The following is a 26,369-nucleotide window of genomic DNA, read 5'->3' as shown; positions in this document are numbered from 1 at the left end:
CATGCGAATTCTCGGCATCGACCCCGGCCTGCGCGTCACCGGCTTCGGCGTCATCGACGTCAGCGGCCACCGGCTCGCGTATGTCACGAGCGGCGTAATCCGCACGCCGACGGCCGACCTGGCCACCCGGCTCGGCACGATCTTCCAGGGCGTCTCGACCATCGTGCGCGAGCACGCCCCCGACCAGGCCGCGATCGAAAAGGTGTTCGTCAACGTGAACCCGCAGTCGACGCTGCTGCTCGGCCAGGCGCGCGGCGCCGCGATCTGCGGCCTCGTCGCGGGCGGCCTGCCCGTCGCCGAATACACGGCGCTGCAGCTCAAGCAGGCCGTGGTCGGCTACGGCCGCGCGACCAAGACGCAGATGCAGGAAATGGTCACGCGGCTGCTCAACCTCTCCGGCCAACCGGGTTCCGACGCGGCCGACGCGCTCGGCATGGCGATCTGCCACGCGCACGGCGGCGATACGCTCAACACGCTCGGCGGCCTCGCGCCGGCGCTCGCGAAGAAAGGGCTGCGCGTGCGGCGCGGTCGGCTGGTCGGCTGACGGCGGCGCGCATCGCGGCCCGGCACGTCGGCTCGACTGCGTTGCCCCCTTTGGCTGCGCCGGCCACCTTGACCGTTTTACCCGCACGCGGCACGCCCGCGACATGCGCCGCTTCGGCCTGACGGCCGCGCCCATCGGCATCGCGCCGCACGTGCGCTACACTCGCGCTTTCTTCCTCGCATCAAGCCATCCATGATCGGTCGCATCGCCGGCATCCTGCTCGAAAAGAACCCGCCCCACCTGCTCGTCGACTGCAACGGCGTCGGCTACGAGATCGACGTGCCGATGAGCACCTTCTACAACCTGCCGCAAACCGGCGAGCGCGTCGTGCTGCTCACGCAGCAGATCGTCCGCGAGGACGCGCACCTGCTGTACGGCTTCCTGACGCCGCAGGAGCGCACGACCTTCCGCGAGCTGCTGAAGATCACCGGCATCGGCGCGCGCATGGCGCTCGCCGTGCTGTCCGGCATGAGCGTGCAGGAACTCGCGCAGGCCGTGACGATGCAGGACGCCGCGCGCCTCACGCGCCTGCCCGGCATCGGCAAGAAGACGGCCGAACGCCTGCTGCTCGAACTGAAGGGCAAGCTCGGCGCCGATCTCGGCGCGCTCGCCGGCGCCGCCTCGCCGTCCGACCACGCGACCGACATCCTCAACGCGCTGCTCGCGCTCGGCTATTCCGAAAAGGAAGGCCTCGCCGCGATCAAGAACGTGCCGGCCGGCACCGGCGTATCCGAAGGCATCAAGCTCGCGTTGAAGGCGCTGTCGAAGGTCTAACGCCCGCGTGACGCGCTGCCGAGCGGTGCGTTGAAGCCAGTGTCGCGCAGCCGCGCAACGCTCGCCAGTCGGCCGTTCGGCCAGGTGGGCGGGACTGCGGCGCGCGGTACAATGGCCGCATGATTGAAACCGACAAACTCGCCACCGAGCAGCGGATCATCGCCGCCACGCCCGCCTCGTCGCACGAGGAGGTGTTCGAACGTGCGCTGCGGCCGCGCCAGCTCGACGACTACGTCGGCCAGGAAAAGGTGCGCGGCCAGCTCGAGATCTTCATCGAAGCCGCCAAGCGCCGCTCCGAGCCGCTCGACCACGTGCTGCTGTTCGGGCCGCCGGGCCTCGGCAAGACGACGCTCGCACACATCATCGCGCGGGAGATGGGCGTGAACCTGCGCCAGACGTCGGGCCCCGTGCTCGAGCGCGCGGGCGATCTCGCCGCGCTGCTGACGAACCTCGAAGCGAACGACGTGCTGTTCATCGACGAGATCCACCGGCTGTCGCCGGTCGTCGAGGAAATCCTGTATCCGGCACTCGAGGATTACCAGATCGACATCATGATCGGCGAAGGCCCGGCCGCGCGCAGCGTGAAGCTCGACCTGCAGCCGTTCACGCTGGTCGGCGCCACCACCCGCGCCGGGATGCTGACCAACCCGCTGCGCGATCGTTTCGGGATCGTCGCACGCCTCGAGTTCTACGATGCCGATCAACTGTCGCGCATCGTGCGGCGCTCGGCGTCGCTGCTGAACGCGCAGATCGATCCGAATGGCGCGCTCGAAATCGCGAAGCGTTCGCGCGGCACGCCGCGGATCGCGAACCGGCTGCTGCGCCGCGTGCGCGACTTCGCGGAAGTGAAGGCCGACGGCCAGATCACCGCGGCCGTCGCCGATGCCGCGCTCGCGATGCTCGACGTCGATCCGGTCGGCTTCGACCTGATGGACCGCAAGCTGCTCGAGGCGATTCTGTACAAGTTCGACGGCGGCCCGGTCGGCATCGACAACCTCGCGGCGGCGATCGGCGAAGAGCGCGACACGATCGAGGACGTACTCGAGCCGTACCTGATCCAGCAGGGCTTCCTGCAGCGCACGCCGCGCGGGCGCGTCGCGACGCTGCTCACGTATCGCCACTTCGGGCTTTCCGTGCCCGACACCGGCCGCACCGAACGCGGCGAGTGGGATACCCCCGACGGGAAGTAACCCGTCGCCCGAGCCGCACCCGCCATGACGACGCCACCCAGCTCCCGCCCCGCCGCACCCGCACCGGGCCCGCGCTGGGCCGAGCCGATCCGCAAGCGGCTCGTGGCCGGCGTCACGCACCTGACCGTGGGTGGCGGCGGCCCGTCACTCGACCTCTCTTCACCGCCGGGAGACCCGGGGCTGTTCGGTCCCGAGGCCGTCTGCTGGCGTGTGCATGCCGACTTCACGTCGATGATGACGGGCGGCATCGCGGCGCTGCTGCTGCAGGCGCTCCACCCGCTCGCGCTCGCGGGCGTCTGGGATCACTCGTCGTTCCGCACCGACATCCTCGGCCGCTTGCGACGCACCGCCACGTTCATCACCGGTACGACGTTCGGCAGTCGCGCGGACGCCCTCGCGCTGATCGAGCGCGTGAAATCGATCCACGCGCACATCTCGGGCACCGCGCCGGACGGCCGCCCGTACCGCGCCGACGATCCGGCGTTGCTGACCTGGGTGCATGTCGCGGAAGTGTCGAGTTTCCTCGCCGCGCACCTGCGCTATGTGAATCCCGCGCTGCCGGGCGAGTTGCAGGACCGCTACTACGCTGAAACGGCATTGGTCGCCGAGCTGCTCGGCGCACACGAGGTGCCCCGTTCGCGTGCCGAGGTGGCCGCCTATCTCGCGCGCATGCAGCCCGAGCTCGAGGCCGGGCCGCGCACGTTCGACGTGATGTCCATCCTGCTGAACGTGCCGGTCGCGAAGCCCGCGCTGCGGCCGGCCGCGTCGCTGGTGATGCATGCGGGCATCGACCTGCTGCCGCCGTGGGCGCAGCGCATGCTCGGCGTGTCGGCGTTCGCGCCGCTGCGCCGCGCGGTGGTCCGGCCGGGCATCCGGGTCGTCGCACCCGTGCTGCGCTGGGCGCTCGTGAACGGCGCGTCAAAACGTGCGCGCCGCCGCGCCACAGCGACGCCGCCCGACGGCACCCCGCCTGCCTGACGATTCGCTTCTTCTTATCATTTCAATTCACTGTCAAATACCTGTGACAAGCTGACGGGCTTGCACCCGCGCACGGTCGCACGTGCCGCACGTCCCGCCTGTCCGTGACCCGCGCGGTGTCCCGCCCACCCGACCGACACCCGATGCCCGCGATGCCACGCCTGCCGATCCGTTTCGCCCTTGCCGCCAGCCTGTCCACCGTCTTCGCCCTCACCGCCTGCGGGGGCGACGATGTCACTGCCGTCGCGCGTTCGGACGCGCAAACGCCGTCCGGCGGCACCCCGACCACGCCTGCCCCTACGCCGCCCGCCACCGTCACGCCGCAACCGGGCAAGTGGAAGACCGCGCGCGCGGGCGACCTGATCGACGTGACGCTCGGCGACCTCCATCCGACGCAAGGCGCGATCGGCTACGACCAGATCTATTACAAGCTCGGCCGCTACGAACTGCAGCCCGACAAGAAATTCGACGACTTCTGCGCGGACGAGGGCCTCGGCGGCGTCGCGTCGAGCGGCTACACAGCCAGGTCGACGCTGCGCGAGCCCGCGAGCTACACGTGCACGACGACCGACGCGAACGCCCGCGACCGCTCGGTGCTGAACCCGGTCGTGATCGGCCCGAACGGCGATGCGCTGTACCTGACCGACGGCCACCACGGCCTGTCGACCTACTTCGAGACGCCCGACGGCGGCCCGGCGCTGCATGTGCACGTCGTCGTCAAGGACAACCTCAGCGACTACTCGGGCGACGCGTTCTGGCAGCAGATGCAGAGCCGCGGCTATCTGCGCCTCAAGAATGGCGACGGCAAGGCGATCACGACCGCGCAACTGCCGACCGGGCTCGGCCTGAAACTCGGGATGACGAATGACCGCTACCGCTCGCTCGTCTATTTCACGCGCGACATCGGCTACAGCAAGCCCGCACAAGCCACCGACTATCTCGAGTTCTACTGGGCCGACTGGCTGCGCGCGCAACCGGGCACGTTCTCGCTCGCCGGCTATGACCTGACGCGCGCCGGCACAACTGACCCGGATCCGGCAAAGGCCGACACCGGCTACCTGAACGCGGTCTGGAATGCGTCGACGCGCATGGTCGCGGCCACGGACCCGGTGATCGACGGCAAGACGGGCGCCGACCTCGGGCGCGCGGACACGATCAACGGCGGCAAGAAATACAACAAGGGGGAATTCGACAAGCTGCGCCAGCCGATCACGGCGGACAAGCCCGGCAAGATCGCGTACGCGCTCGACTACAAGACGCGCCACGCGCTGCCGCAGTAAGCAGCCGGCACCACGCAGGAAGGAAGTCCCGGCCGGCGATGCCGGACGGGCCTGCAGGCTCAGAGCACCTTGCGGTACCCGTCGTCGTCGCTCGCGGCGTCCAGGTGCGACACGTCGGCCCACTGCACGACCTGCGCGCGGCCGTCGACGTAATCGACGACGTTGATGCTCGTGTTGAGCAGCTGATAATTGCGCGGCGCCGACAGCTCGATGCCGTTCGCGAAACGATAGACGCAGTCGAGCACGCCGCCATGCGCGACGCACGCGATCCGGCCTCCCGGATGCTCGGCGACGATCGGTTCGAGCGCATGCAGCACGCGGTGGTAGAACTCGCGCTGCGACTCGCCGCCCTCCGGCGCGAAGCCGGGGTCGCGCGTCTGCCAGGCCGCGTACGCGTCGGGGAACAGCGTCTCGATCTCGGCGCTGTCGTGCCCCTGAAACTGGCCGTACGAGCGTTCGCGCAGCCCTTCCCGCAGCCGCGGCGCAAGCCCGAGCGCGTCGGCGAACGGCTGCGCGGTCTGCTGCGCACGCATCAGGTCGCTCGAATAGATCGCGTCGAGCCGTGCACCGTCACGCGCGTCGCGCGCGAGCCGTGCGGCCAGCTTTTGTGCCTGCTCGAGGCCCGTTTCGGCCAGCGGGATGTCGATATGACCCTGGATGCGCTTGATGCGATTCCAGGCCGTCTCGCCATGGCGGATGAAAAGAATCTGCGTGGTGGCCATCGCGGCGCGTCTCCGGGGAAGAATCAGGGCCGCACTTGCAGCCAGAAGGTCACAGGGCCGTCGTTGACGAGCGACACCTGCATGTCGGCGCCGAACTCGCCCGTCTCGACGACCGGATGGCGCGCCCGCGCGGCCGCCACGAAATAGTCGAACAGCCGCGCGCCTTCGTCGGGCGGCGCGGCCGGCGTGAAGCTCGGACGCAGCCCGCTGTTGGTATCGGCCGCCAGCGTGAACTGCGACACGAGCAGCAGGCCACCTGCGCGGCCCTCGCCGTCGATATTCGACACCGGCAGGTTCATCTTGCCGGCGGCGTCGCTGAACACGCGGTAGCCGAGCATCTTCGCGAGCAGCTTGTCGGCCGCTGCGTCGGTGTCGCCGCGCTCCGCGCAGACCAGCGCGAGCAGGCCCGCGCCGATCTCGCCCGTCGTGCGATCGCCGACGCGCACGTCGGCGCGCTTCACGCGCTGGATCAGCGCGATCATGCGGTCAGCGTGACGCGTGCGAAGCGGCGCTTGCCGACCTGCACGACGAACTCGCCGGCGTCGACCTTCAGGCCCTTGTCCGACACGGTCGCGCCATCGATCTTCACGCCGCCCTGCTCGATGTTGCGCAGTGCCTCGCTCGTCGACGGCACGAGGCCGGCCTGCTTCAGCAGCTGGCCGATCGCGAGCGGCGCGCCCGCGAGCGTGACCGACGGAATGTCGTCCGGCACGCCGCCCTTCGCGCGGTGGTTGAAGTCCTCGAGCGCACGCTCGGCGTCGGCCTGCGAGTGGAAGCGCGCGACGATTTCCTGCGCGAGCAGCACCTTGAAGTCGCGCGGGTTGCGGCCGCCTTCGATCTCGCGCTTGAAGCCGTCGATCTCGTCCATCGGACGGAACGACAGCAGCTCGAAGTAACGCCACATCAGCGTGTCCGAGATGCTCATCAGCTTGCCGAACATGTCGTTCGGCTGCTCGCTGATGCCGACGTAGTTGCCCTTCGACTTCGACATCTTCTCGACGCCGTCGAGGCCTTCGAGCAGCGGCATCGTGAGAATGCACTGCTGTTCCTGGCCATACTGCTTCTGCAGTTCGCGGCCGACCAGCAGGTTGAATTTCTGGTCGGTGCCGCCGAGCTCGAGGTCGGCGTTCAGCGCGACCGAGTCGTAGCCCTGCATCAGCGGGTACAGGAATTCGTGGATCGAGATCGGCACGCCGCCCTGGAAGCGCTTCGTGAAATCCTCGCGCTCGAGGATCCGCGCGACCGTGTAGCGCGACGCGAGCTTGATCATCCCGTCCGCGCCGAGCGGCATCGACCATTCGCTGTTGTAGCGGATTTCGGTCTTGTCGCGGTCGAGCACGAGCGCGGCCTGCTCGAAGTAGGTCTTCGCGTTCGATTCGATCTGTTCGCGCGTGAGCGGCGGGCGCGTCGCGTTGCGGCCCGACGGGTCGCCGATCAGCGACGTGAAATCGCCGATCAGGAAGATGACCGTGTGGCCGAGGTCCTGCAGCTGACGCATCTTGTTCAGCACGACCGTGTGGCCGATGTGGATGTCAGGCGCGGTCGGGTCGAGGCCGAGCTTGATGCGAAGCGGCGTGCCCGTCGCCGCGCTGCGCGCGAGCTTCTGCGCGAACTCTTCCTCGACCAGCAGCTCGTCGACGCCGCGCTTCGTGACGGCGAGCGCATGCCGGACTTCGTCGGTGATCGGGAAAACAGGCTTGGAACTGGGTTCGGTGCTCATCGGTGCCAGGAAGAATGTCGCAAAAACAGGGATTTTCCCATAACTTGCGCGCCCATCGCTTAACGGCGCGTCACGTTGCGCGGATAATCGGGCGCAAGGCGCGTGGCACCGGCCCGCGTCGCACGATCCAGGAGAACCCAACGTGCCGCAACGACAGCCGCAACATGCCCATCCGGCCGACGGCATCTACTTCGGGCTGATGTCGGGAACCAGCATGGACGGCGTCGATGGCGTCGCCGTGCGTTTCGAGGCCGGCAAGGCACCGGTCGTGCTCGCGGAAGCGTTCGTCGGCTTCGCGCAATCGCTGCGCGACGCGCTGTTCGCGCTGCAGCAGCCCGGCGACGATGAAATCGACCGCGAATCGCTCGCGGCGAACGCGCTGGTCGCGCGCTATGCGGTGTGCTGCCACGAATTGCAGCGCACCGCCGGGCTGTCGCGCGACGAAATCCGCGCGATCGGCGTGCACGGCCAGACCGTGCGCCATCGCCCCGAGCGCGGCTATACGCGGCAGATCAACAACCCGGCGCTGCTCGCCGAGCTGACCCAGCTCGACGTGATCGCCGATTTCCGCAGCCGCGACGTCGCCGCGGGCGGCCATGGCGCGCCGCTCGCGCCGGCCTTCCATGCGACGGTGTTCGGCGCGCCGGGCGAAACGCGCGTCGTCTGCAATCTCGGCGGGATCAGCAACATCACGATCCTGCCCGGCGAAGGCGGCGACGTGCGCGGCTTCGACTGCGGCCCCGCGAACGCGCTGCTCGACGAATGGGCGACCCGCCATCTCGGCAAGCCGTACGACGACGGCGGCAAGTTCGCCGCGCGCGGCACCGTCCACGCGCCGCTGCTCGACGCGCTGCTCGACGAGCCGTATTTCGCCGCACCGCCGCCGAAAAGCACCGGGCGCGACCTGTTCAATCCCGCATGGCTCGATGCGAAGCTCACCGCGTTCGCGCAGGTCACGCCGGAGGACGTGCAGGCGACCCTTACCGCGCTCACGGCCGTGTCGGTCGCACGCGAGATCGCGCAGCACGCAGCGGGCTGCAAGGCCGTGTTCGTCTGCGGCGGCGGCGCACGCAATCCGGTGCTGCTCGACGCGCTCCGGAACGCACTGCGCGAGGCCGGCGTGCCGGCCACGGTCGATACGACGGCCGCGCTCGGCGTGCCGCCGCAGCAGGTCGAGGCGCTCGCCTTCGCGTGGCTCGCGTACCGCTTCACCGCGCGCCAGCCCGGCAATCTCGCGACGGTCACGGGCGCAGCCGGCAATCGCGTGCTGGGCGCGCTCTATCCGCGCTGACGCGGCGCCTGCCGCACGGCGGGCGCCGCATCGCCAAAGCGAACGGGCATAAAAAAACGGGGCATGAAGCCCCGTTTTTCATTCCGGCGAACCGGATCGGATCTGCCGTGTGCTCAGACCGAGAACGACGAGCCGCACCCGCAGGTGGTGCTCGCGTTCGGGTTCTTGATCACGAACTGGGCGCCGTTGAGGTCGTCCTTGTAGTCGATCTCAGCGCCGACCAGGTACTGGTAGCTCATCGAGTCGATCAGGAGCTGGACGCCGTTCTTGTTCATCACGGTGTCGTCCTCGTTGACTTCCTCGTCGAACGTGAAGCCATACTGGAAGCCGGAGCAGCCGCCGCCCTGCACGAACACGCGCAGCTTCAGGTCGGGATTGCCCTCTTCGTCGATCAGTTGCTTGACCTTGTCGGCTGCGGCGTCGGTGAAGACGAACGGAACCGGCATTTCGGCCGTCGTTGCTGCGGATTCGGTAACAGCGTTCATTGCGAACTCTCCAAAAAGCTTTAGCCGCTATTGTAGGGCCGATCAGAAGATCGTGCTGAAGTCCATGAAATCAATAGGTTCTTGTCGATTTCGTCAAACTCGCCCGCGCGGGCCGCGGCAGCACGCGCCTGGAAGCGGACATAAAAAAACCGCCAGCGCGAACGCTGGCGGTTTTTCCGGCGGACGCCGCCCGGGAGCGGCGAGGCCATGAAGCGGAATTAACGCTTCGAGAACTGCTTTGCGCGACGTGCCTTGCGCAGACCAACCTTCTTACGCTCGACTTCACGTGCATCGCGCGTGACGAAGCCTGCGTTCGACAGCGACGGCTTCAGCGTCGCATCGTAGTCGATCAGTGCACGGGTGATGCCGTGGCGCACTGCACCTGCCTGACCCGTTTCGCCGCCGCCGTTGACGTTGACCTTGATGTCGAACGTCTGGCCGTGGTTCGTGAGTTCCAGCGGTTGACGCACGATCATCAGCGACGTTTCGCGCGAGAAGTAGTCAGCGATGGGCTTGCCGTTGACGATGATGTCGCCCTTGCCAGCCTTGATGAAGACACGTGCGACTGCGCTCTTGCGGCGGCCCGTACCGTAGTTCCAGTTACCGATCATGTGGGCTCCCCTTAGATCTCGAGCGCCTTCGGCTGTTGCGCCGAATGCGGATGCGTAGCTTCAGCGTAGACCTTCAGCTTCTTGATCATCGCGTAGCCGAGCGGGCCCTTCGGCAGCATGCCCTTGACCGCTTTCTCGAGCGCGCGGCCCGGGAAGCGTTCTTGCATCTTGCCGAACGTCGTTTCATAGATACCGCCCGGGTAGCCCGAGTGACGGTAGTACTTCTTGTCCAGAGTCTTGTTGCCCGTGACCTTCAACTTGCTTGCGTTGATGATGATGATGAAATCACCAGTGTCGACGTGCGGGGTGAACTCAGGCTTGTGCTTGCCGCGCAGACGGCGTGCCACTTCGCTGGCAACACGGCCGAGAACCTTATCCGTCGCGTCAATCACGTACCATTCGCGCGTCACCTCATGGGCTTTTGCGGAAAACGTCTTCATGATCGATCCAAAAAAATTGCTTAGCCCGGTGTGTTCTTCCTGCTTGTCTGTGTGCGCTTCGAGGCGCGGTGCAGGCTCTCCCTGTTCTTTTTCCGTGGGCATGAATGCGGAAAAGCCCTGAATTATAAAGGAAATACGGCAACGCGGTCAAAGGGAATCCACTTCCCGTGTCCACGGCGGCCGAAATGGGCCAAAATCCGTTCGTGCCCCGACAAGCCAGGCGAACCGAGCGCCCGGGGAGGCACCCATCGACGCGCGGCACATGACCATCCCGCGCCAGACCGGCCGAATCTGGAAAACAACAAACAAGCATGATGAATCAACGACTTACGCCCTTCCTTGCGGCCGCGCTGCTGGCCGCCGCGGCGCCTGCCGTCGCCGCCCGCACCGACTGCGAAGCCAAGCTCGACGCACTCGATACCCGCATTACCGAAGCCCGCGCCGCCCATGCCGAGGATCGCGTCGCCCGCCTGCGCGCGGTGCGCGAGCGCGTCCGGCACTTCTGCGCGCGCGGCCATGGTCATGCGTCGGCCGTCCACGTTCCTGCACCTGACACACGCACGCCCGGCACGGCGCCCGGCGGCGCGACGTCACAGTCGGACGCAAAGCAACCGGCATAACGATGCCGGGATGCGAGGCGCGCAAGCCGCGCGCCGATGTTTGCATGGGACGAAAAAAAGCCCGAACGGCTGGTTCGGGCTTAATCCACCATAGGAGGAGGGTGGAGGAGACATTCGGAGGTTGCCGCAGCGCGACAACCAATGAGGCTCATTATACGAATGCGTCGCCGACTTCACAAGAAAATTTGCATTGCGAAATCAAACACCATAATGCGGAATATTTCGCATCTCGTTTGAAAAAATAATTTTCCCTTTGAAATCAATCACCTGATCCCGTCGGGCAGGCTCGAAAACGCCCCGCTTCTAGAGCAAAGCCCCTAAATCCGAGGGGGAAATGGCCGTCCGGCGCGTCGCTCGTGCGGCGCCGGCATTGCGCGTCGTGCAGCGCATCAGCCGTCCGTTGCGCAGCGGGCTACAATGCCGGATCGAATCCGAATCAGGCAACGCTGGAGTGCAAGCATGGAATGCAAAGTAAGCTGGATGGGCCAGGACGGCATGGCGTTTTCCGCCGAGACCGGCAGCGGCCACCTCGTCACGATGGATGGCGCGCCCGAAGGCGGCGGCCACAACCTCGCGCCGCGCCCGATGGAAATGGTGCTGCTCGGCACCGGCGGCTGCACGGCCTATGACGTCGTGCTGATCCTGAAGAAGAGCCGCCAGGAAGTCAGCGGCTGCTCGGTCACGCTGAAGGCCGAGCGCGCGAGCGAAGATCCGAAGGTGTTCACGAAGGTGCACTTCCACTTCACCGTCACCGGGCGCAACCTGAACCCGTCCACGGTCGAACGCGCGATCAACCTGTCGCACGACAAGTATTGCTCCGCGTCGATCATGATCGCGAAGACGGCCGAACTCACGCATTCGTTCGACATCGTCGCCGGCTGAACGCACGGCGAGCGCGCATGAAAAAAGGGCCGGCGCTCCGCGGGGAGACGCCGGCCCTTTCGCATTCGAACCGCAAAGCAGGCCGATAAGCCGGATTCTGTGCACACTGCGCGCCAAAGCACGCAACGCGTGGCAGCCATTCCTCTAGGCGCGCCATTGCTGACGCGCTCAAGCTTCCTACCCGCAGACGAGACGGGGGCCCCGTCCTGCATCCGAAAATGCGCGCCTGCCTACTTGGAATTGCTCCGGGTGGAGGTTACCGTGCCGGCGAACGTCGCCGTCGCCGCGGTGCGCTCTTACCGCACCGTTTCACCCTTACCTGATCCCGGCTTGCGCCGGGCCATCGGCGGTTTGCTTTCTGTTGCCCTGTTCCGCGTGTCGCCACGGATGGCCGTTAGCCATCACCCTGCCCTGTGGAGTCCGGACTTTCCTCGCCCCCGCGCGCCCGAAGGCGGCGAGGCCGCGACTGCCTGGCCTGCTTTGCGACGCGCATTCTAGCACTGCGCGCCGCAGGCCGCATGGGGCCGGGTTCGTGCGACGGCGCGGTGGCTTACGCCAGCTTCCAGCCGATCGTCTCGCCGCCGCGCAGCGGCACGACGGGTGTATCGCCCGCGAAGATCTCGCGCGGCAGTTCCCATGCCTCGCGACGCAGCGTGACGGTCTCGGCGCTGCGCGGCAGCCCGTAGAAATCGGCGCCGAAGAAGCTCGCGAAGCCTTCCAGCTTGTCGAGCGCGCCGGCAGTGTCGAACGCTTCCGCATACAGTTCGAGCGCGTGCAGCGCCGTGTAGCAGCCCGCGCAGCCGCACGCGGTTTCCTTCGCGTCGCGCGCGTGCGGTGCGCTGTCGGTGCCCAGGAAGAAGCGCGGGTTGCCCGACGTCGCGGCCTCGACCAGCGCGACGCGATGCGTCTCGCGCTTCAGCACCGGCAGGCAGTAGTAATGCGGGCGAATCCCGCCGACGAACAACGCGTTGCGGTTGTACAGCAGGTGATGCGCGGTGATCGTCGCGCCGAGCAGGCCGGGCGCCGCGTCGGCGTCGCGCACGTAGTCGGCCGCGTCCTTCGTCGTGATGTGCTCGAACACGACCTTCAGGCCCGGGAAATCGCGGCGCAGCGGCGTCATCACGCGGTCGATGAAGACCTTCTCGCGGTCGAACAGGTCGATCGACGCATCGGTCACCTCGCCGTGCACGAGCAGCGGCATGCCGGTTTCCTGCATCGCCTCGAGCGTCTTCGCGCATTTCGCGAGATCGGTGACGCCATGGTCGGAATTCGTCGTCGCGCCCGCCGGATACAGCTTCACGCCGTGCACGAAGCCGCTTTCGCGCGCGCGGCGGATCTCGTCGGGCGGCGTGTTGTCGGTCAGGTACAGCGTCATCAGCGGTTCGAACGTCATTCCGGCCGGCAGCGCGGCCAGGATGCGCTCGCGATAGGCCTGCGCCTGCGCGGTGGTCGTCACCGGCGGCTTCAGGTTCGGCATGACGATCGCGCGGCCGAACTGGCGCGCGGTGTGCGGCAGCACGGCGGCCAGCATGTCGCCGTCGCGCAGGTGAAGGTGCCAGTCGTCGGGACGGGCGAGCGAGAGCGTCGCCGGGGAGGAAGCGTTCGAGGCAGTCATAGGAGGCGTCGTGAGGAACGGGCTGGCCATCGGCGGGGCCGGAACGCGCGTGCGCGGGCCGACTGACGGCAAACCGCAACACGGGGCCTTCGGCCGGCGGAATCCGCTTTTTACCGCTCAGGGCTCGGTGATATGCTAGAAGCCGCATTGTACCGGGGTTCGCCCGGTTCGTTACCCCCCGCCTCAGCCTGCTGCCCCAAGTAAAATGTGCCAACTCTTAGGAATGAACTGCGCCGCGCCGACGGACGTCACATTCTCCTTCACAGGTTTCGCGGCCCGGGGCGGGCTCACCGATCACCATGCCGACGGCTGGGGCATCGCGTTCTTCGAAGATAAGGCCTGCCGCCTGTTCATCGATCACCAGGCCTCGGCCACGTCGCCGATCGCCGAAATGGTGAAGCGCTACCCGATCAAGTCCAAGAACACGATCGCGCACATCCGCAAGGCGACGCAAGGCCACATCCTGCTGGAGAACAGCCATCCGTTCATGCGCGAGCTGTGGGGCCGGCACTGGATCTTCGCGCACAACGGCGACCTGCAGGACTACGCCCCGGACATGGACGGCAGCGTCTACCATCCGGTCGGCACGACCGACAGCGAACAGGCGTTCTGCGTGCTGATGCAGGGGCTGCGTGAAGCGTTCCCCGGCGCGCAGCCGCCGTTGCCCGAACTGTTCGAGCGCGTCGGCGAGCTGACGCGCGGCATCACCGATCACGGCGTGTTCAACTTCCTGATGTCGAACGGCCAGGCGCTGTTCGCGCATTGCTCGACGCGGCTGCACTACCTCGTGCGGCGCTGGCCGTTCTCGACCGCGCACCTCGTCGACGAAGACCTGTCGATCGACTTCGCGAAATACACGACGCCCGAGGATCGCGTCGCGGTGATCGCGACGCAGCCGCTCACCGACAACGAAGTCTGGACCGCGTTCGAGCCGGGCGAGCTGATCATGTTCCAGTGCGGCGACGTCGCCGCGCGGATGCGGATCCCGGTGCCGGAACGCGTGCTCGAGAAGCTGCGCAATCCGGCGCTCGACGCGTCGGCATCGGCGCCGCGCGATACGCGCGAGGTGCTCGCCACCGCCGCCGAAGTCGATTCCGACGACGCGATCGACTTCTGAGCGTCCGGCGCGCAAGCGCCCTCCTCCTTTCACCTCGGCACGTCGACGGCCCGCCGTGCCCGATCGCGGCGGCGGCTTCACGCGCCCACGATTCAGTTGATGTTGCTCACCGTCGGAACAGATCGCCCACGCCAGCGCCGACTGCGTTTCATCCGGATCACAATCCGGCATTTCGAAGCGACGCCGCGCAACACTTCATTCAGATTTAATTTATTTTCAATAAAATCAATTCAGATATAAAAAAATAAAATACGGCACCGGACTTCAGATAATCCGGCAACCGCATTTTAACGCACCAATCCGGCGCACACCGTGCGCCACCTCACCGAGCCGGCAATCGCCGATTCGCATCGCTCAAATCCACCAAAGCCTTGTACAACAAGGCCTTCAGTTCGATTCATCACACAATACAAAAATAGCGGATGCAATCGACAAGATTGCCGCATTTGTTAGCTTCCCGACAATCGATCACGCGCCCGATCAATAGACTCCGCCCATCCTCGGTGTAACGAATTGCGATTCGCGGAGAAACGGCCACGGCCGCCGCACACCCATTCACGCCATTCTCCACCGCGGATTGCGATTTCACTGCGCCGCGGTGAAAACCACATCAAAAGAAGAGAGAGGGGCTTGTCGTGAATCATTCATTTCGATCGATATGGAGCGAGACCACCGGCTGCTGGGTCGCGGTTGCGGAAACGACACGGGCGCGCGGCAAGCGTTCGCGCAGCGCTTCCTGCGCGAGCCGCCGCGCCGCACACGCGGCAACATGCCGGACCTCGCTTCGCATCGCGGTAGCCGGCGTTGCGCTGGCCGCGCTGTCGGCCGGCGCCGCGCATGCCTCGACCTGCGGCGGCACGGCCGTCGCGAACGGCGGCACCTGCGCACCCGGCAGTTTCAGCCCGACCGTCAACGACAACCTGGCAGGCTCCGCCACCGTCTCGGGCGGCGACACCATCGGCGTGTCGGGCGCGTGGGCCGGCGCCGGCGGCGACCCGGGCTACACGCTCACGCCGATCGGCAGCACGACCATCGTGTCGGGCAACCCGAACCAGCCGCTGCTGTCGCTCGGCGGCAAGACGCACAGCGTCAGCACACCCGACTCGATCACCGGCACCCGCACGTCGGTCGCGACCTACGATTCGTCCGCGTTCTCCGCGTCGACGGCCGGCACGCCCCCGGTACCCGTCTACCACGACGTGAACGGCGATCAGTACGTGAACACGCGCATCGGCACGGTCGCCGCCACCGGCGGCACGCTCAACGTGTCGATCGGCAATGCGGCGAACGCGCCCGATGCGGCCGGCAACGCGATCGAGATGGCGGCGAAGCAGACCGACCTGACCTTCGCGGACGGCACGGGCGCCGCGAAAAGCACCGTCACCTGGAACTCGCGCAACCAGGTCCGGTTCACCACCGGCGACTATCTTGCGGACGGCGGCGCCGTCGGCAGCCGCCAGCTCGACGTGCCGGCCTACGCGGGCACCTTCACCGCATTCGACGGCAGCACGTGGAAGGTCACCGACGCCGCATCGCTCGCCGCGTACAACGACTTTCTCGTGCGCTCGGTGCAAAGCGGCGCGCTCGGCTCGCAGGCCGCCTACGACAGCGCGCTCGGCCAGGCCGTCACGTTCTCGCAGCAATCCTTCCAGTATCAGAACAACGTGTCCCCGGGCGACAAGAACACGCTGCCGATCGGTTTCCTGTCGGCGATGCACGGCACGGGCGCGAACGCGACACTGCAGATCGGCAAGGACGGCCAGATCGACTTCCGCGGCGTCAACACGATCGACTCGAGCTCGGCCGTCCTCGCGGAAAACGGCGCGCACTTCATCAACGACGGGCGCCTGTCGGGCGACTTCACGCTGGTGCGCCTGCTGAGCGGCGCAAGCGGCGTCAACAACGGCGTGATCTCGTCCGGGTACGCGTCCGGCGACGACTTCGACACGAGCGGCAGCGCGCCGCCGAACAACTTCGGCTACCACGCGTACACCGAAGGCAACGGCGTGTTTGCGAATGGCGCGGGCACGTCGTTCGTCAACCACGGCGTGATGAACGTCGGCGCGTGGACGCTCGACGGCAACCAGCCGGACCTGCAGAACTACGCGGTCGCCGTGACAGGCGGCGCGACCGCGTCGAACGCCGGCACGATCAATGTCGGCGTCAATGCGACGACGCTCGACAGCCAGGTGATCGGCGGCCTCGTCGCCGGCGGCAGCTTCACGAACGAAGCGGGCGGCACGATCACCCTCGGCCGCTCGGCGCAGTACGCGCCCGGCGGAACGGCAAGCGACGTCGCACTCGCCGCGCACACATACGGCATCCTGCTCGGCAATTCCGGCACCGCGAGCAACCTCGGCACGATCGTGATCGGCTCGCAGACGCAGAACGGCGCCGCGCTGGCGAGCATCGGCTCGGCGTCCGGCACGCTGACCAACGCGGGCGCGATCGTCGTCAACGGCGCGGCGTCCGGCACGCCGCTCGCCAACGTCGGCATGCTCGCGGCCAACACGGCCGCGACCGTGACCAACACCGGCACCATCACGCTGAATGGCGTCAACGGCATCGGCATCATGGTCGTCGGCACCGGTGCGCAGGCAACGTCCGCGCTGTCGAGCGGCACGATCAACGTCGCCGGCGGCCTCGATCCGGCCTCGAGCACGCGTAACTACGGCGTGTGGGCCGAAGGGCCGCGCGCCACGGCCACGCTCGACGGCGCGCTCAACCTGACGGGCACCGGCGCGATCGGCGTGCATGCACGCTCGGGCGCGACGATCAACGTCGGCGCCAATGCCGTGCCGGCCTTCATGTCGGGCGCCAACCAGATCGGCTTCTACGCGTATGGCGCGGGCTCGAAGATCAACGTCGCCGCGCAGCACCTGAGCGTCGACACCGACGATTCGACGCTGTTCCGCGTCGCGGGCGGCGCGGCCTACACGGGCACGTCGACGGCCGGCGCGCTGACGACCGACGTCAACGGCCAGCGCGCGCACGGCGTGCTCGCGACCGACGCCGGCACCGTGCTGTCGACCGGCAACGCGACCTACAACGTCAACGGCGCGAACGGCATCGCGATCGCGGTCGAAGGCGGCGCACAAGGCACGATCGACGCGGGCGCGACGATCAACCTGAACGCGGCCGGTGCGATCGCCGGCGTCGTCGACGGCCAGGCGCACGACCTCGCCGGCGCCAATGCCGGCGCACCGGTCGCCACGACGCTCACCAACCACGCCGCGGTCACGTCATCGACGGCCGGTGTCACCGGCTTCGTCGCGCAGAACCTCGGCACGCTCGAGAACCGCGACACGGTGCTGCTGACGGGCGCCGGCTCGACCGGCGTCGTGATCGGCACGCTCGGCACGGTGAACAACGCGTCGACGATCCGCGTATCCGACGGCACCGGCGCGCTCGTCCAGGGGGCGTCGGCAACGCTCGACAACGCCGGTTCGATCGAAGCCGACGACGGCATCGCGGGCGTCCACCTGACGGGCGCCGGCGCATCGGTCGAGCTGTCGGGCGCCGGCACCGTGATCGCGAACGGCAGCGCCGACGGCGTGCTGATCGACTCGACCGTGACGGGCGGCGGGCTGGCAGCCGGCGCGACATCGATCGCGGTCGGCGGCTCGGGCAAGGGGATCGACAACCAGGGGACGAACGCGACGATCGCGCTGGCCGGCACGCAGATCGGCACGACCGGCCGTGGCGCCGACGGCCTGTCGTCGACGGGAGCCGGCGCGCGCATCGCGGCCGATGCGGCGACCGTCGTCCGCACCAGCGGCGACAACGCACGCGGCTTCTTCGTGTCGGGGGCGGATTCGACGCTGGCGGCCAACGGCACGACCGTCGCGACGACCGGCGCGGGTTCGGCCGCGATCGTGACGACCGGCGGCGCGACCGCGCTGCTGTCGGGCGCGAAGATCACCACGTCGGGCGCGACGTCCGACGGCCTCGTCGCGCAAAACGGCGGCCGCATCGGCGATACGGGCTCGACGATCGCCAGCGCCGCCGGCAACGGCGCCACCGCCGACAGCGGCGGCGTGCTCGCGCTGACCGGCACGGCGCTCAAGGGTGCGACGGCCGGCGTGCTGACGTCCGATACGCTCGCAAACGGCGCAACGAACTCCGTGCTCGTCGACGGCGGCAGCGTCACGTCCGTCACCGGGCCGGCTTTCGCCGTGCGCGGCGGCACGGCCGACATCGCCGTGCGCAACGGCACGGTCGTGACGGCTGGCAACGGCACGCTGCTCGACCTGTCGAACGGCAGCCGCGCCACCTTCACCGCATCGGCCGTGAACCTGGCCGGCGACATCGTCTCCGACGCGTCGAGCACCGGCAACGTGTTCCTCGCGAACGGCACGACGCTGACCGGCAAGATCGACCCGGTCGCACTGTCCGTCGACAACACCAGCACGTGGCGCATGACGGGCAGCTCGATCCTGAGCAGCCTGAACAACGCGGGCCTCGTCGCATTCGCCGCACCGACCGGTTCGCCGACGCTCGCGGGCAGCTACAAGACGCTGACGACCGGCAGCTACGTCGGCAACGGCGGCACGATCGCGCTCAACACGTTCCTCGGCGCCGATGCCTCGCCGACCGATCGGGTGATCGTGAACGGCGGCACCGCGAGCGGCACGACGGGCCTGAAGATCGCCAACACGGCCGGCACCGGCGCGCAGACGAGGGGCGACGGGATTCCGGTGGTCGTCACGGCCAACGGCGGTACGACCACCGCGTCGGCATTCCAGCTCGCGGGCCCCGTGCAGGCAGGCGCATACGAATACCGGCTCTATCGCGGCGGACAAGGTGACGCGAACGGCTGGTACCTGCGGTCGCAACTCGATCCGTCGGACCCCGGCGACCCGATCCACCCGTCCGGCGGCGGTGACCGCGGCAACAACGGGAATGGCAACGGCGGCACGCTCGCGTATCGCCCCGGGGTCTCGGGCTATGCCCTCACGCCGCTGCTCAACGCCGACTACGGCTTCTCCACACTCGGCAAGCTGCACGAGCGCGTCGGCGACGTCTACAACCTCGAAAAGCAGCAGCCGGGCAATCGCGACGGCGTGTGGGGGCGCATCGGCGGCCAGAGCCTCGACGCAAACGCGGGGCGCTTCTCGGCAGACGAGCGCACGTTCTTCGCGCAATTCGGCAAGGACTGGACGCTCGACCAGGCACCGAACGGCGGCGGCAGCACGCATGCGGGCGTGACGGCCAGCATCGGCGTGTCGAACGCGAGCTTCAGCGACATGGCGCGCGCCGATACGGCCAACCTGTCGACGTCGACGGGCTCGGTCGAGATGCACGCACAGAGCATCGGCGGCTACTGGACGAAGTACCTGTCCGACGGCACGTACTTCGACAGCGTCGGTCAGGTCACGCACTACGGCAACCGCTATCGCGACAGCTATGGCAACGAGGCGTCGCAGAACGGCTTCGGCATCGCACTGTCGCAGGAAGTCGGCAAGCCGTTCGCGATCGGCGCGCTGCCGGTCGCGGTCGAGCCGCAGGCGCAGCTCATGTACCAGTACTTGAAGCTGAACGGGTTCAACGACAACGTCTCGGCGGTATCGGGTACGACGACGAACGCGCTGCGCGGCCGCGTCGGCGTGCGCATCTTCCGGCCGAACCTCCAGTCGGATTCGGGCGGCGGCGCCGCCACGCCGTACTTCACGGCCGACGTGCTGCACGACTTCGTATCGCCGGGCCAGACCGTCGTCGGCGGCACGCCGTTCGCGACGCATCTCGGCCGCACGTGGTACGAACTCGGCGTCGGCGTGACCGCGGGCTTCGGCAAGTCGGGCGAGCTGTACGCGAACGCGAAGATCGCGCGCAACATCGGCGGCGACTACCGGCGCGGCATCGTCGGGCAGGTCGGCTACCGCTACAGCTGGTAACGGCGCGCACTCGCGTAACGGCGGACGAAAAAAAACCGCCCGGCGCTCGGCCGGGCGGTTTTCGTATCGGCGCATCGGCAGCGCCGACGCGCGCGAACGCTCAGTGCAGGATCTTCGCGAGGAAGTCCTTCGCGCGTTCCGATTTCGGATTCGAGAAGAAATCGTCCTTGCGGTCGTCCTCGACGATCGCGCCCTTGTCCATGAAGATCACGCGGTGCGCGACCTTCTTCGCGAAGCCCATCTCGTGCGTGACGACCATCATCGTCATCCCTTCCTGCGCGAGTTCGACCATCACGTCGAGCACTTCGTTGATCATCTCGGGGTCGAGCGCGGACGTCGGCTCGTCGAACAGCATCGCGATCGGATCCATCGACAGCGCGCGCGCGATCGCGACACGCTGCTGCTGGCCGCCCGACAGCTGGCCCGGGAACTTGTGCGCATGCGCCTTCAGGCCGACGCGGTCGAGCAGCTTCATGCCCTTCTCGTTCGCCTCGTCCTTGCCGCGGCCGAGCACCTTGATCTGCGCGAGCGTCAGGTTCTCGGTAATCGACAGGTGCGGGAACAGCTCGAAATGCTGGAACACCATCCCGACCTTCGAGCGCAGCTTCGACAGGTTCGTCTTCTTGTCGCCGACCGACTGGCCGTTCACGAGGATCTCGCCCTGCTGGAACGGCTCGAGGCCGTTCACGGTCTTGATCAGCGTGGATTTACCCGAGCCCGACGGGCCGCACACGACGACCACTTCGCCTTTCTTGACCTCGGTCGTGCAGTCGGTGAGAACCTGAAACTGGCCGTACCACTTCGAAACGTTCTTGATGGAAATCATCTTGTGACCTTTTTCTGGAGACCCTTGACGAGTGCAGACGCCAACGAGCAAATCACGAAATAGCATGCGCCGGCGAACAGGACCATCTCGACGGTCGTGCCGTCGCGATCGCCGATGTTGGCCGCCGTGCGGAAGAAGTCCGCGAGACTGATCACGTACACGAGCGACGTATCCTGGAACAGGACGATCGCCTGCGTGAGCAGCAGCGGCACCATCGCGCGGAACGCCTGCGGCAGGATCACGAGGCGCATCGCCTGCGCGTAGTTCATGCCGAGCGCGAACGCGGCATTCACCTGCCCGCGCGGCACCGCCTGGATGCCGGCGCGGATGATCTCGGAATAATACGCGGCTTCGAACAGCGAGAACGCGACCATCGCCGAGGCGAGACGGATGTCGATCGTCGGCGACAACCCGAGCACGCCCTGCAGCAGCTGCGGCACGATCAGGAAGAACCACAGCAGCACCATCACGAGCGGGATCGAACGGAACACCGTCACGTACGCTTTCGCGAACCATGCGAGCGGCGTCACGCCGGACAGCCGCAGCAGCGCGAGCAGCGTGCCCCAGACGATCCCGACCACGATCGCGATCAGCGTGATCTGGAACGTGACGACCGCCCCCGTCCACAGCGTCGGCAGCGCGCCGGGAATACTACTCCAGTCGAACTGATGCATCACTTGCCTCCGATATAGCCGGGCAGCCGCGTACGGCCTTCGATCCAGCGCATGAACGCCATCACGACGAGGTTGATGATCACGTAGGCGAGCGTCACCGCGATGAACGATTCATACGTCTGCGCGGTGTAGTCGACGAGCTGGCGCGCCTGCGCGGACAGGTCGAGCAGGCCGATCGTCGACGCGACGGCGGAGTTCTTGAAGATGTTCAGGAATTCCGACGTGAGCGGCGGCACGATGATCCGGTACGCAACGGGCAGCAGCACGTAGCGGTACGTCTGCCATTGCGTGAAGCCCATCGCGAGACCGGCGGCGCGCTGGCCCTTCGGCAGCGCGTTGATCCCCGAGCGCACCTGTTCGCACACGCGCGCGCCCGTGAACAGGCCGAGACAGATGATCGACGCGGTAAAGAACTGCGTGGCGGGCGGCAACTGCTTGATCCAGGTGCCGATCGACGCGGGCAGCAGCTCCGGTATCACGAGATACCAGATGAAGAACTGCACGATCAGCGGAATGTTCCGGAAGATCGACACGTACAGGGTGCCGATCGCGGACAGCCATTTGTTCGGCACGGTGCGCAGCACGCCGAACAGCGAACCGACGATCAGCGCGATGACCCAGGCGACGAGCGACACTTCGATGGTCACCCAGAAGCCGGACATCAGCCATCCGAAATAAGTCGTCGGCTCGCCGGTCGATACGGGGCTCAGGAAGATGCCCCAGTTCCAGTGGTAAGACATGGGCAAGACTCCAGCAAAAAGAGACGGAAGAAGCGGGGCCTCTTCCGTCTCATTAGCGTCATTTCTGCATCAACGGCCGTGCGGTCAGTCGAGCGCCTTGTCGTTCGGGTTCGCGTACAGCTTCTTCATCGAATCGGACAGCGGGAAGTTGAGGTTCAGCCCCTTCGGCGGGATCGGGTTCTCGAACCACTTCGCGTAGATCTTCGCGGCTTCGCCCGACTTCTCGACTTGCGAGATCGCGTCGTCGACGACCTTCTTGAAGTCCGCATCGCCCTTGCGCATCATGCAGCCGTACGCCTCTTCCGATTGCGGCGTGCCGACGATCACCCACTCGCCCGGCTGCTTCGCCTTCGCGCGTTCGCCCGCGAGCAGCGCGTCATCCATCATGAACGCGACCGCGCGGCCCGATTCCAGCGTATTGAACGAATCGCCGTGATCCTTCGCGCTGATGATGTTCATGCCGAGCTGCTTGTCGTTGTTCATCTTGCGCAGCAGGCGCTCCGACGTCGTGCCGGCGGTGGTCACGACCGTCTTGCCCTTCAGGTCGGCGAAATCCTTGACGCCCGAATCCTTCTTCGTCATCAGGCGCGTGCCGATCACGAAGATCGTGTCGGAGAACGAGGCCTGCTGCTGGCGTTCCGCGTTGTTGGTGGTCGAGCCGCACTCGATGTCGACCGTGCCGTTCTGCACGAGCGGGATGCGGTTCTGCGACGTGACCGGAATGTTCTTCACCTGCAGGTTCGGCAGGTTCAGCTTCTTCTTCACCGCGTCCACCACCTTCAGCTGGAATTCGCGCGAATAGCCGACCACCTGCTGGTTCTGGTCGTAGTAGGAGAACGGAATCGACGATTCGCGGTGCCCCAGCGCGATCACGCCCGTGTCCTTGATCTTCTTCAGCGTGCCCGTCTCCTGAGCATGCGCGCCGCTTGCGAACGCGCAAAGCGCCGCGAACATCAGGACTGCCTTTTGGTATTTCATTTTGGTCATCTCCTTGGCTAAAACCCGCGCCAGTGTATCAAAGTAATATTTTTGAAAGTACTGGTTGTTTACCGCACTACGAATCGCGCCGCGCGAAGCCTTCCTCCCGGCTTCGGGCGCCCCTTCCGGCGCCTGAATGCGCGCGCGGGCGATGCCGGATTCGGCACCGCCCGCGAGGGTTCATGCACGCAACCGGATGGATTGCGTCATGGATTGATCGTAGTCAACCGATCTGAAATCGGCAACTGCCGATCAGGGGTACAGGCCGCGCATTTCGCGCGCCATCAGGATGCGCTTGCACGCAACGATGAACGCTGCGGTACGCACCGACACCTTGTGCTCTTCCGCGACCGCCCACACGCCGGAGAACGCTTCGCGCATCACGCGTTCGAGACGGTGGTTGATCTCGTCTTCCGTCCAGAAGAAGCTCGAGAAATCCTGCACCCATTCGAAGTACGACACGGTCACGCCACCCGCGTTCGCGATCACGTCCGGAATCACCAGCACGCCGTTCGCGGTCAGGATGTCGTCCGCCGCCGTCGTCGTCGGGCCGTTCGCGCCTTCGACGATGATCTTCGTGCGGATCTTCCCTGCGTTCTTCTCGGTGATCTGGTTTTCCAGTGCCGCCGGGATCAGGATGTCGGTTTCGACCGTCCAGAACTCGTCATTCGGCATCGGCTCCGCGCCTTCGAAGCCCGCGACGCCGCCCGTGCGTGCGACGTGGTCGAGCAGCTTGTTCGAATCCAGACCGGCCGGCTGGTAGATCGTGCCCGTGTGATCCTGCACCGCGATCACCTTCGCACCCGCTTCCTGGAACAGCTTCGCCGCGATGCCGCCGACGTTGCCGAAGCCCTGCACCGCGATGCGTGCGCCTTCGATCTCGAGGCCCTTCTTCTTCGCCGCTTCGCTGCCGACGACGAACACGCCGCGGCCCGTTGCTTCCTTGCGGCCGAGCGAACCGCCGAGCGCGATCGGCTTGCCGGTCACGACGCCGGTCGACGTCTGGCCCTGGTTCATCGAGTACGTGTCCATCATCCACGCCATCACCTGTTCGTTGGTGTTGACGTCCGGCGCCGGAATGTCGGTGTTCGGGCCGATGATGATGCCGATTTCGCTGGTGTAGCGGCGCGTCACGCGCTCGAGCTCACCACGCGACAGCTTGCGCGGGTCGACGCGGATACCGCCCTTCGCGCCGCCGTACGGCACGTTCACGGCCGCGTTCTTGACCGACATCCATGCGGACAGTGCCATCACTTCCGACAGCGTCACGTCCTGGTGGTAGCGCACGCCGCCCTTGCCCGGGCCGCGCGACACGTTGTGCTGCACGCGATAGCCTTCGAAGTGCGCGACGGTCCCGTTATCGAGCTCGATGGGGCAGTCGACGATCAGGATGCGCTTCGGGCGCTTCAGCGTTTCGAGCCAGCGCGACAGCGAGCCGAGATACGGCGCGACGCGATCGACTTGCTGAAGGTAGTTGCCCCACGGGCCGAGATCGTCGGCGTGCAGGTAGGACGGGATGGACTGCAATTGCGAAGACATGGATGCTCCAACGGTCAACAGGTGCGCACATTGTCGAAAAACCCGTTTTTTTTATCCAATGCCGTTTGCTTATTCGATTATGCGTTTCTTGCATGATCGCGATTTTTCGCAAATCCGCGGTCGATTTGCGCAAGAACGCCCGCGATCGATCGTGCATCGCGTACGTGAAAAATCGTGTTTCCTGGCGGCGGGACGGCCGCCGGACAGCCGTCCGACAGGCTTCGCAAGCTCGACGACAGCAGGCCGGCGGTTAACCGCCCGCGGTTAACCCGCGGTTTCGCGCAATTCGTCGCGCACGACGTCCCACAGCGCACGCACGAGCTTCTGGCGGGGATCGTCGCCCTGCAGCGCGAGCTTGTCGCAGTACAGCCGGATCTCCATCGTCAGCGTGAACGGGTGCGCGCCGCCGCGCACCGACCGGTCGAGCCGGATCAGGCGGCCGCCCGCGACCGCATCCTCGACCGCGCTGTGCGGCAGGAACGCGACCCCGTGGCCCGCGAGCGCCATCGCCTTCAGCCCTTCGGCCATGTCGGTCTCGTAGACGCGATCGAGGAACAGCGGTGTCGTCGCATTCGCGACGATGACTTCCGTCATCCGGCCGAGATACGCGTTCGGCGTATAGGACAGGTACGGCACGCGCGCGTCGGCCGTGCCGGGCAGCGTATAGCGCGGCCGCCCCGCGCGGCCCGGCGCCGAGAACGGGCTGATCGGCTCGCTGCCGAGGATCAGCATGTCGTAGCGCGCCGGGTCGAGCGCGACCGGATGGCTCGGGTGGTGGTAGCCCATCACGAGATCGCAGCCGCCCTCGACGAGCGACAGCACCGCGTCGTGCACGTTCAGCGCGCGCAGCCGCGTGTGGACCTGGCCCATCTTCGCCTCGATCCGCTGCAGCCAGCGCGGGAAATACGTGAGCGACAGCGTGTGCGGCACCGCGAACTCGATCGTCGGCACCGGCGCGCCGACGTGGCCGCGCAGCAGCGTGCGCGCCTCGTGCGCCTGCGACAGCATCGTCAGCGCCTGTTCGTAGAAGATCTGCCCGGCCTGCGTGAGCCGCGTCGGATAAACCGAACGATCGATCAGTTCGGTCGCGAGCCACGCCTCGAGCGCCTGGATGCGCCGCGAAAACGCCGGCTGCGACACGTGCCGCAGCTCGGCGGACCGGCTAAAGCTGCGCGTTTCCGCGAGCGAAACGAAGTCTTCGAGCCATTTCAGTTCCATGCAGGCGGGCGCGGCGGGCGACAGTCGGGAAGAAGCCTGCATTCTACCGGCGGGCGGGCCCCGCCGGCGGCGCGGCGAGCGGCCCGGCGCCCTGCCGCGCACGCGCGCCGGCGCGGTATCCGCGCGCGGCGGCGCCCGCCGGCCGCGCGCGGCCGGGATCGTCCCGCGCCAATGGTAAAATGCCGGATTCTCCCTCCCCTCGCTCGACCCGGCCCCAAGGCCCGCCCGATC

23 protein-coding genes and 1 other RNA gene are annotated in these 26,369 nt (G+C 66.9%); 10 read left to right on the top strand and 14 right to left on the bottom strand.

Annotated elements, in window-relative coordinates; all coding sequences use genetic code 11:
• The first annotated feature begins 1 nt into the window (after position 1).
• From ruvC to CFB40_RS03325, 5 genes are all read left to right on the top strand, one after another.
• Positions 2 to 544: a crossover junction endodeoxyribonuclease RuvC gene (gene ruvC / locus CFB40_RS03345; RefSeq protein WP_089424505.1), complete on the top strand. Its 543-nt coding sequence runs from the start codon at positions 2 to 4 to the stop codon at positions 542 to 544.
• 192 nt (positions 545 to 736) lie between these two features.
• Positions 737 to 1,318 carry a Holliday junction branch migration protein RuvA gene (ruvA, locus tag CFB40_RS03340; RefSeq protein WP_014898064.1) on the top strand — a complete coding sequence of 194 codons (582 nt, stop codon included), beginning with the start codon at positions 737 to 739 and terminating at the stop codon, positions 1,316 to 1,318.
• 119 nt (positions 1,319 to 1,437) lie between these two features.
• Positions 1,438 to 2,508, top strand: coding sequence for a Holliday junction branch migration DNA helicase RuvB (gene ruvB, locus CFB40_RS03335; protein WP_089430607.1), 1,071 nt, complete (start codon positions 1,438 to 1,440; stop codon positions 2,506 to 2,508).
• 24 nt (positions 2,509 to 2,532) lie between these two features.
• On the top strand, positions 2,533 to 3,486 hold the full coding sequence (locus tag CFB40_RS03330) for an oxygenase MpaB family protein (RefSeq protein ID WP_089430606.1): 954 nt from the start codon (positions 2,533 to 2,535) through the stop codon (positions 3,484 to 3,486).
• Positions 3,487 to 3,629: 143 nt separating this feature from the next.
• Positions 3,630 to 4,766 carry a ParB/Srx family N-terminal domain-containing protein gene (locus CFB40_RS03325; RefSeq protein ID WP_373452669.1) on the top strand — a complete coding sequence of 379 codons (1,137 nt, stop codon included), beginning with the start codon at positions 3,630 to 3,632 and terminating at the stop codon, positions 4,764 to 4,766.
• A gap of 59 nt (positions 4,767 to 4,825) precedes the next feature.
• On the opposite strand, the gene CFB40_RS03320 is transcribed toward CFB40_RS03325, so the two are convergent.
• The 3 genes from CFB40_RS03320 to tyrS are packed head-to-tail and all read right to left on the bottom strand — an operon-like array spanning position 4,826 to position 7,208.
• The gene (locus tag CFB40_RS03320; protein WP_089424501.1) at positions 4,826 to 5,488 is read right to left on the bottom strand and encodes a histidine phosphatase family protein; all 663 of its coding nucleotides are present in this window, start codon (positions 5,486 to 5,488) and stop codon (positions 4,826 to 4,828) included.
• A gap of 23 nt (positions 5,489 to 5,511) precedes the next feature.
• The gene (gene dtd / locus CFB40_RS03315) at positions 5,512 to 5,970 is read right to left on the bottom strand and encodes a D-aminoacyl-tRNA deacylase (RefSeq protein ID WP_011350959.1); all 459 of its coding nucleotides are present in this window, start codon (positions 5,968 to 5,970) and stop codon (positions 5,512 to 5,514) included.
• Positions 5,967 to 7,208, bottom strand: a complete 1,242-nt coding sequence (gene tyrS / locus CFB40_RS03310) for a tyrosine--tRNA ligase (protein ID WP_089424500.1) — start codon at positions 7,206 to 7,208, stop codon at positions 5,967 to 5,969. The genes dtd and tyrS overlap by 4 nt, the downstream gene beginning before the upstream one ends.
• Positions 7,209 to 7,350: 142 nt before the next feature.
• Between tyrS and CFB40_RS03305 the strand changes: the two genes are divergently transcribed.
• The gene (locus CFB40_RS03305; RefSeq protein ID WP_089430605.1) at positions 7,351 to 8,499 is read left to right on the top strand and encodes an anhydro-N-acetylmuramic acid kinase; all 1,149 of its coding nucleotides are present in this window, start codon (positions 7,351 to 7,353) and stop codon (positions 8,497 to 8,499) included.
• 113 nt (positions 8,500 to 8,612) lie between these two features.
• On the opposite strand, the gene erpA is transcribed toward CFB40_RS03305, so the two are convergent.
• The 3 genes from erpA to rplM all read right to left on the bottom strand — a co-directional run bounded on the left by erpA (position 8,613) and on the right by rplM (position 10,035).
• The gene (gene erpA / locus CFB40_RS03300; RefSeq protein WP_011350956.1) at positions 8,613 to 8,984 is read right to left on the bottom strand and encodes an iron-sulfur cluster insertion protein ErpA; all 372 of its coding nucleotides are present in this window, start codon (positions 8,982 to 8,984) and stop codon (positions 8,613 to 8,615) included.
• A 218-nt stretch (positions 8,985 to 9,202) separates the two neighbouring features.
• Positions 9,203 to 9,595: a 30S ribosomal protein S9 gene (rpsI, locus tag CFB40_RS03295; RefSeq protein WP_011883283.1), complete on the bottom strand. Its 393-nt coding sequence runs from the start codon at positions 9,593 to 9,595 to the stop codon at positions 9,203 to 9,205.
• Positions 9,596 to 9,606: 11 nt separating this feature from the next.
• Positions 9,607 to 10,035: a 50S ribosomal protein L13 gene (rplM, locus tag CFB40_RS03290; RefSeq protein ID WP_009687896.1), complete on the bottom strand. Its 429-nt coding sequence runs from the start codon at positions 10,033 to 10,035 to the stop codon at positions 9,607 to 9,609.
• 311 nt (positions 10,036 to 10,346) lie between these two features.
• Between rplM and CFB40_RS03285 the strand changes: the two genes are divergently transcribed.
• Complete coding sequence (locus CFB40_RS03285; RefSeq protein ID WP_089424498.1) at positions 10,347 to 10,655, top strand: DUF1090 family protein; 309 nt, start codon at positions 10,347 to 10,349, stop codon at positions 10,653 to 10,655.
• 417 nt (positions 10,656 to 11,072) lie between these two features.
• The gene (locus CFB40_RS03280; protein WP_172625585.1) at positions 11,073 to 11,537 is read left to right on the top strand and encodes an OsmC family protein; all 465 of its coding nucleotides are present in this window, start codon (positions 11,073 to 11,075) and stop codon (positions 11,535 to 11,537) included.
• A gap of 70 nt (positions 11,538 to 11,607) precedes the next feature.
• Here CFB40_RS03280 and rnpB read toward each other — a convergent pair.
• Both rnpB and pyrC read right to left on the bottom strand, forming a co-directional pair.
• Positions 11,608 to 12,019: RNase P RNA component class A (gene rnpB, locus CFB40_RS03275), an RNA gene on the bottom strand.
• Positions 12,020 to 12,087: 68 nt separating this feature from the next.
• Positions 12,088 to 13,152 (bottom strand): dihydroorotase, encoded by a 1,065-nt coding sequence (pyrC, locus tag CFB40_RS03270; RefSeq protein WP_011350953.1) that lies wholly within the window; start codon positions 13,150 to 13,152, stop codon positions 12,088 to 12,090.
• Positions 13,153 to 13,357: 205 nt separating this feature from the next.
• Between pyrC and CFB40_RS03265 the strand changes: the two genes are divergently transcribed.
• Together CFB40_RS03265 and CFB40_RS03260 are read left to right on the top strand one after the other, a co-directional pair.
• Positions 13,358 to 14,269 carry a class II glutamine amidotransferase gene (locus CFB40_RS03265; RefSeq protein WP_089424497.1) on the top strand — a complete coding sequence of 304 codons (912 nt, stop codon included), beginning with the start codon at positions 13,358 to 13,360 and terminating at the stop codon, positions 14,267 to 14,269.
• A 635-nt stretch (positions 14,270 to 14,904) separates the two neighbouring features.
• The gene (locus CFB40_RS03260) at positions 14,905 to 20,163 is read left to right on the top strand and encodes an autotransporter outer membrane beta-barrel domain-containing protein (protein ID WP_089430604.1); all 5,259 of its coding nucleotides are present in this window, start codon (positions 14,905 to 14,907) and stop codon (positions 20,161 to 20,163) included.
• Positions 20,164 to 20,263: 100 nt separating this feature from the next.
• Here the strand turns inward: CFB40_RS03260 and CFB40_RS03255 are convergent, their stop codons facing one another.
• The 6 genes from CFB40_RS03255 to CFB40_RS03230 form a co-directional block, all read right to left on the bottom strand.
• A complete protein-coding gene (locus CFB40_RS03255; RefSeq protein ID WP_046544940.1) occupies positions 20,264 to 20,989 on the bottom strand; it encodes an amino acid ABC transporter ATP-binding protein in 726 nt (241 codons plus the stop codon).
• On the bottom strand, positions 20,986 to 21,663 hold the full coding sequence (gene gltK / locus CFB40_RS03250; RefSeq protein WP_089424495.1) for a glutamate/aspartate ABC transporter permease GltK: 678 nt from the start codon (positions 21,661 to 21,663) through the stop codon (positions 20,986 to 20,988). Before gltK ends, CFB40_RS03255 begins: the two co-directional genes overlap by 4 nt.
• Positions 21,663 to 22,403 carry an amino acid ABC transporter permease gene (locus CFB40_RS03245; protein WP_089424494.1) on the bottom strand — a complete coding sequence of 247 codons (741 nt, stop codon included), beginning with the start codon at positions 22,401 to 22,403 and terminating at the stop codon, positions 21,663 to 21,665. The genes gltK and CFB40_RS03245 overlap by 1 nt, the downstream gene beginning before the upstream one ends.
• A gap of 84 nt (positions 22,404 to 22,487) precedes the next feature.
• On the bottom strand, positions 22,488 to 23,381 hold the full coding sequence (locus CFB40_RS03240; RefSeq protein ID WP_174973240.1) for a glutamate/aspartate ABC transporter substrate-binding protein: 894 nt from the start codon (positions 23,379 to 23,381) through the stop codon (positions 22,488 to 22,490).
• Positions 23,382 to 23,633: 252 nt separating this feature from the next.
• Complete coding sequence (locus CFB40_RS03235; RefSeq protein WP_011350945.1) at positions 23,634 to 24,920, bottom strand: Glu/Leu/Phe/Val family dehydrogenase; 1,287 nt, start codon at positions 24,918 to 24,920, stop codon at positions 23,634 to 23,636.
• A gap of 264 nt (positions 24,921 to 25,184) precedes the next feature.
• On the bottom strand, positions 25,185 to 26,138 hold the full coding sequence (locus CFB40_RS03230; RefSeq protein WP_089424492.1) for a LysR substrate-binding domain-containing protein: 954 nt from the start codon (positions 26,136 to 26,138) through the stop codon (positions 25,185 to 25,187).
• Positions 26,139 to 26,369: the final 231 nt, after the last annotated feature.

The organism is Burkholderia sp. AU31652 (assembly GCF_002223155.1).
Lineage (GTDB): Bacteria > Pseudomonadota > Gammaproteobacteria > Burkholderiales > Burkholderiaceae > Burkholderia.
Note: the sequence above shows the minus strand (reverse complement) of the source record. Positions and strands in the feature narration are given on the sequence as shown.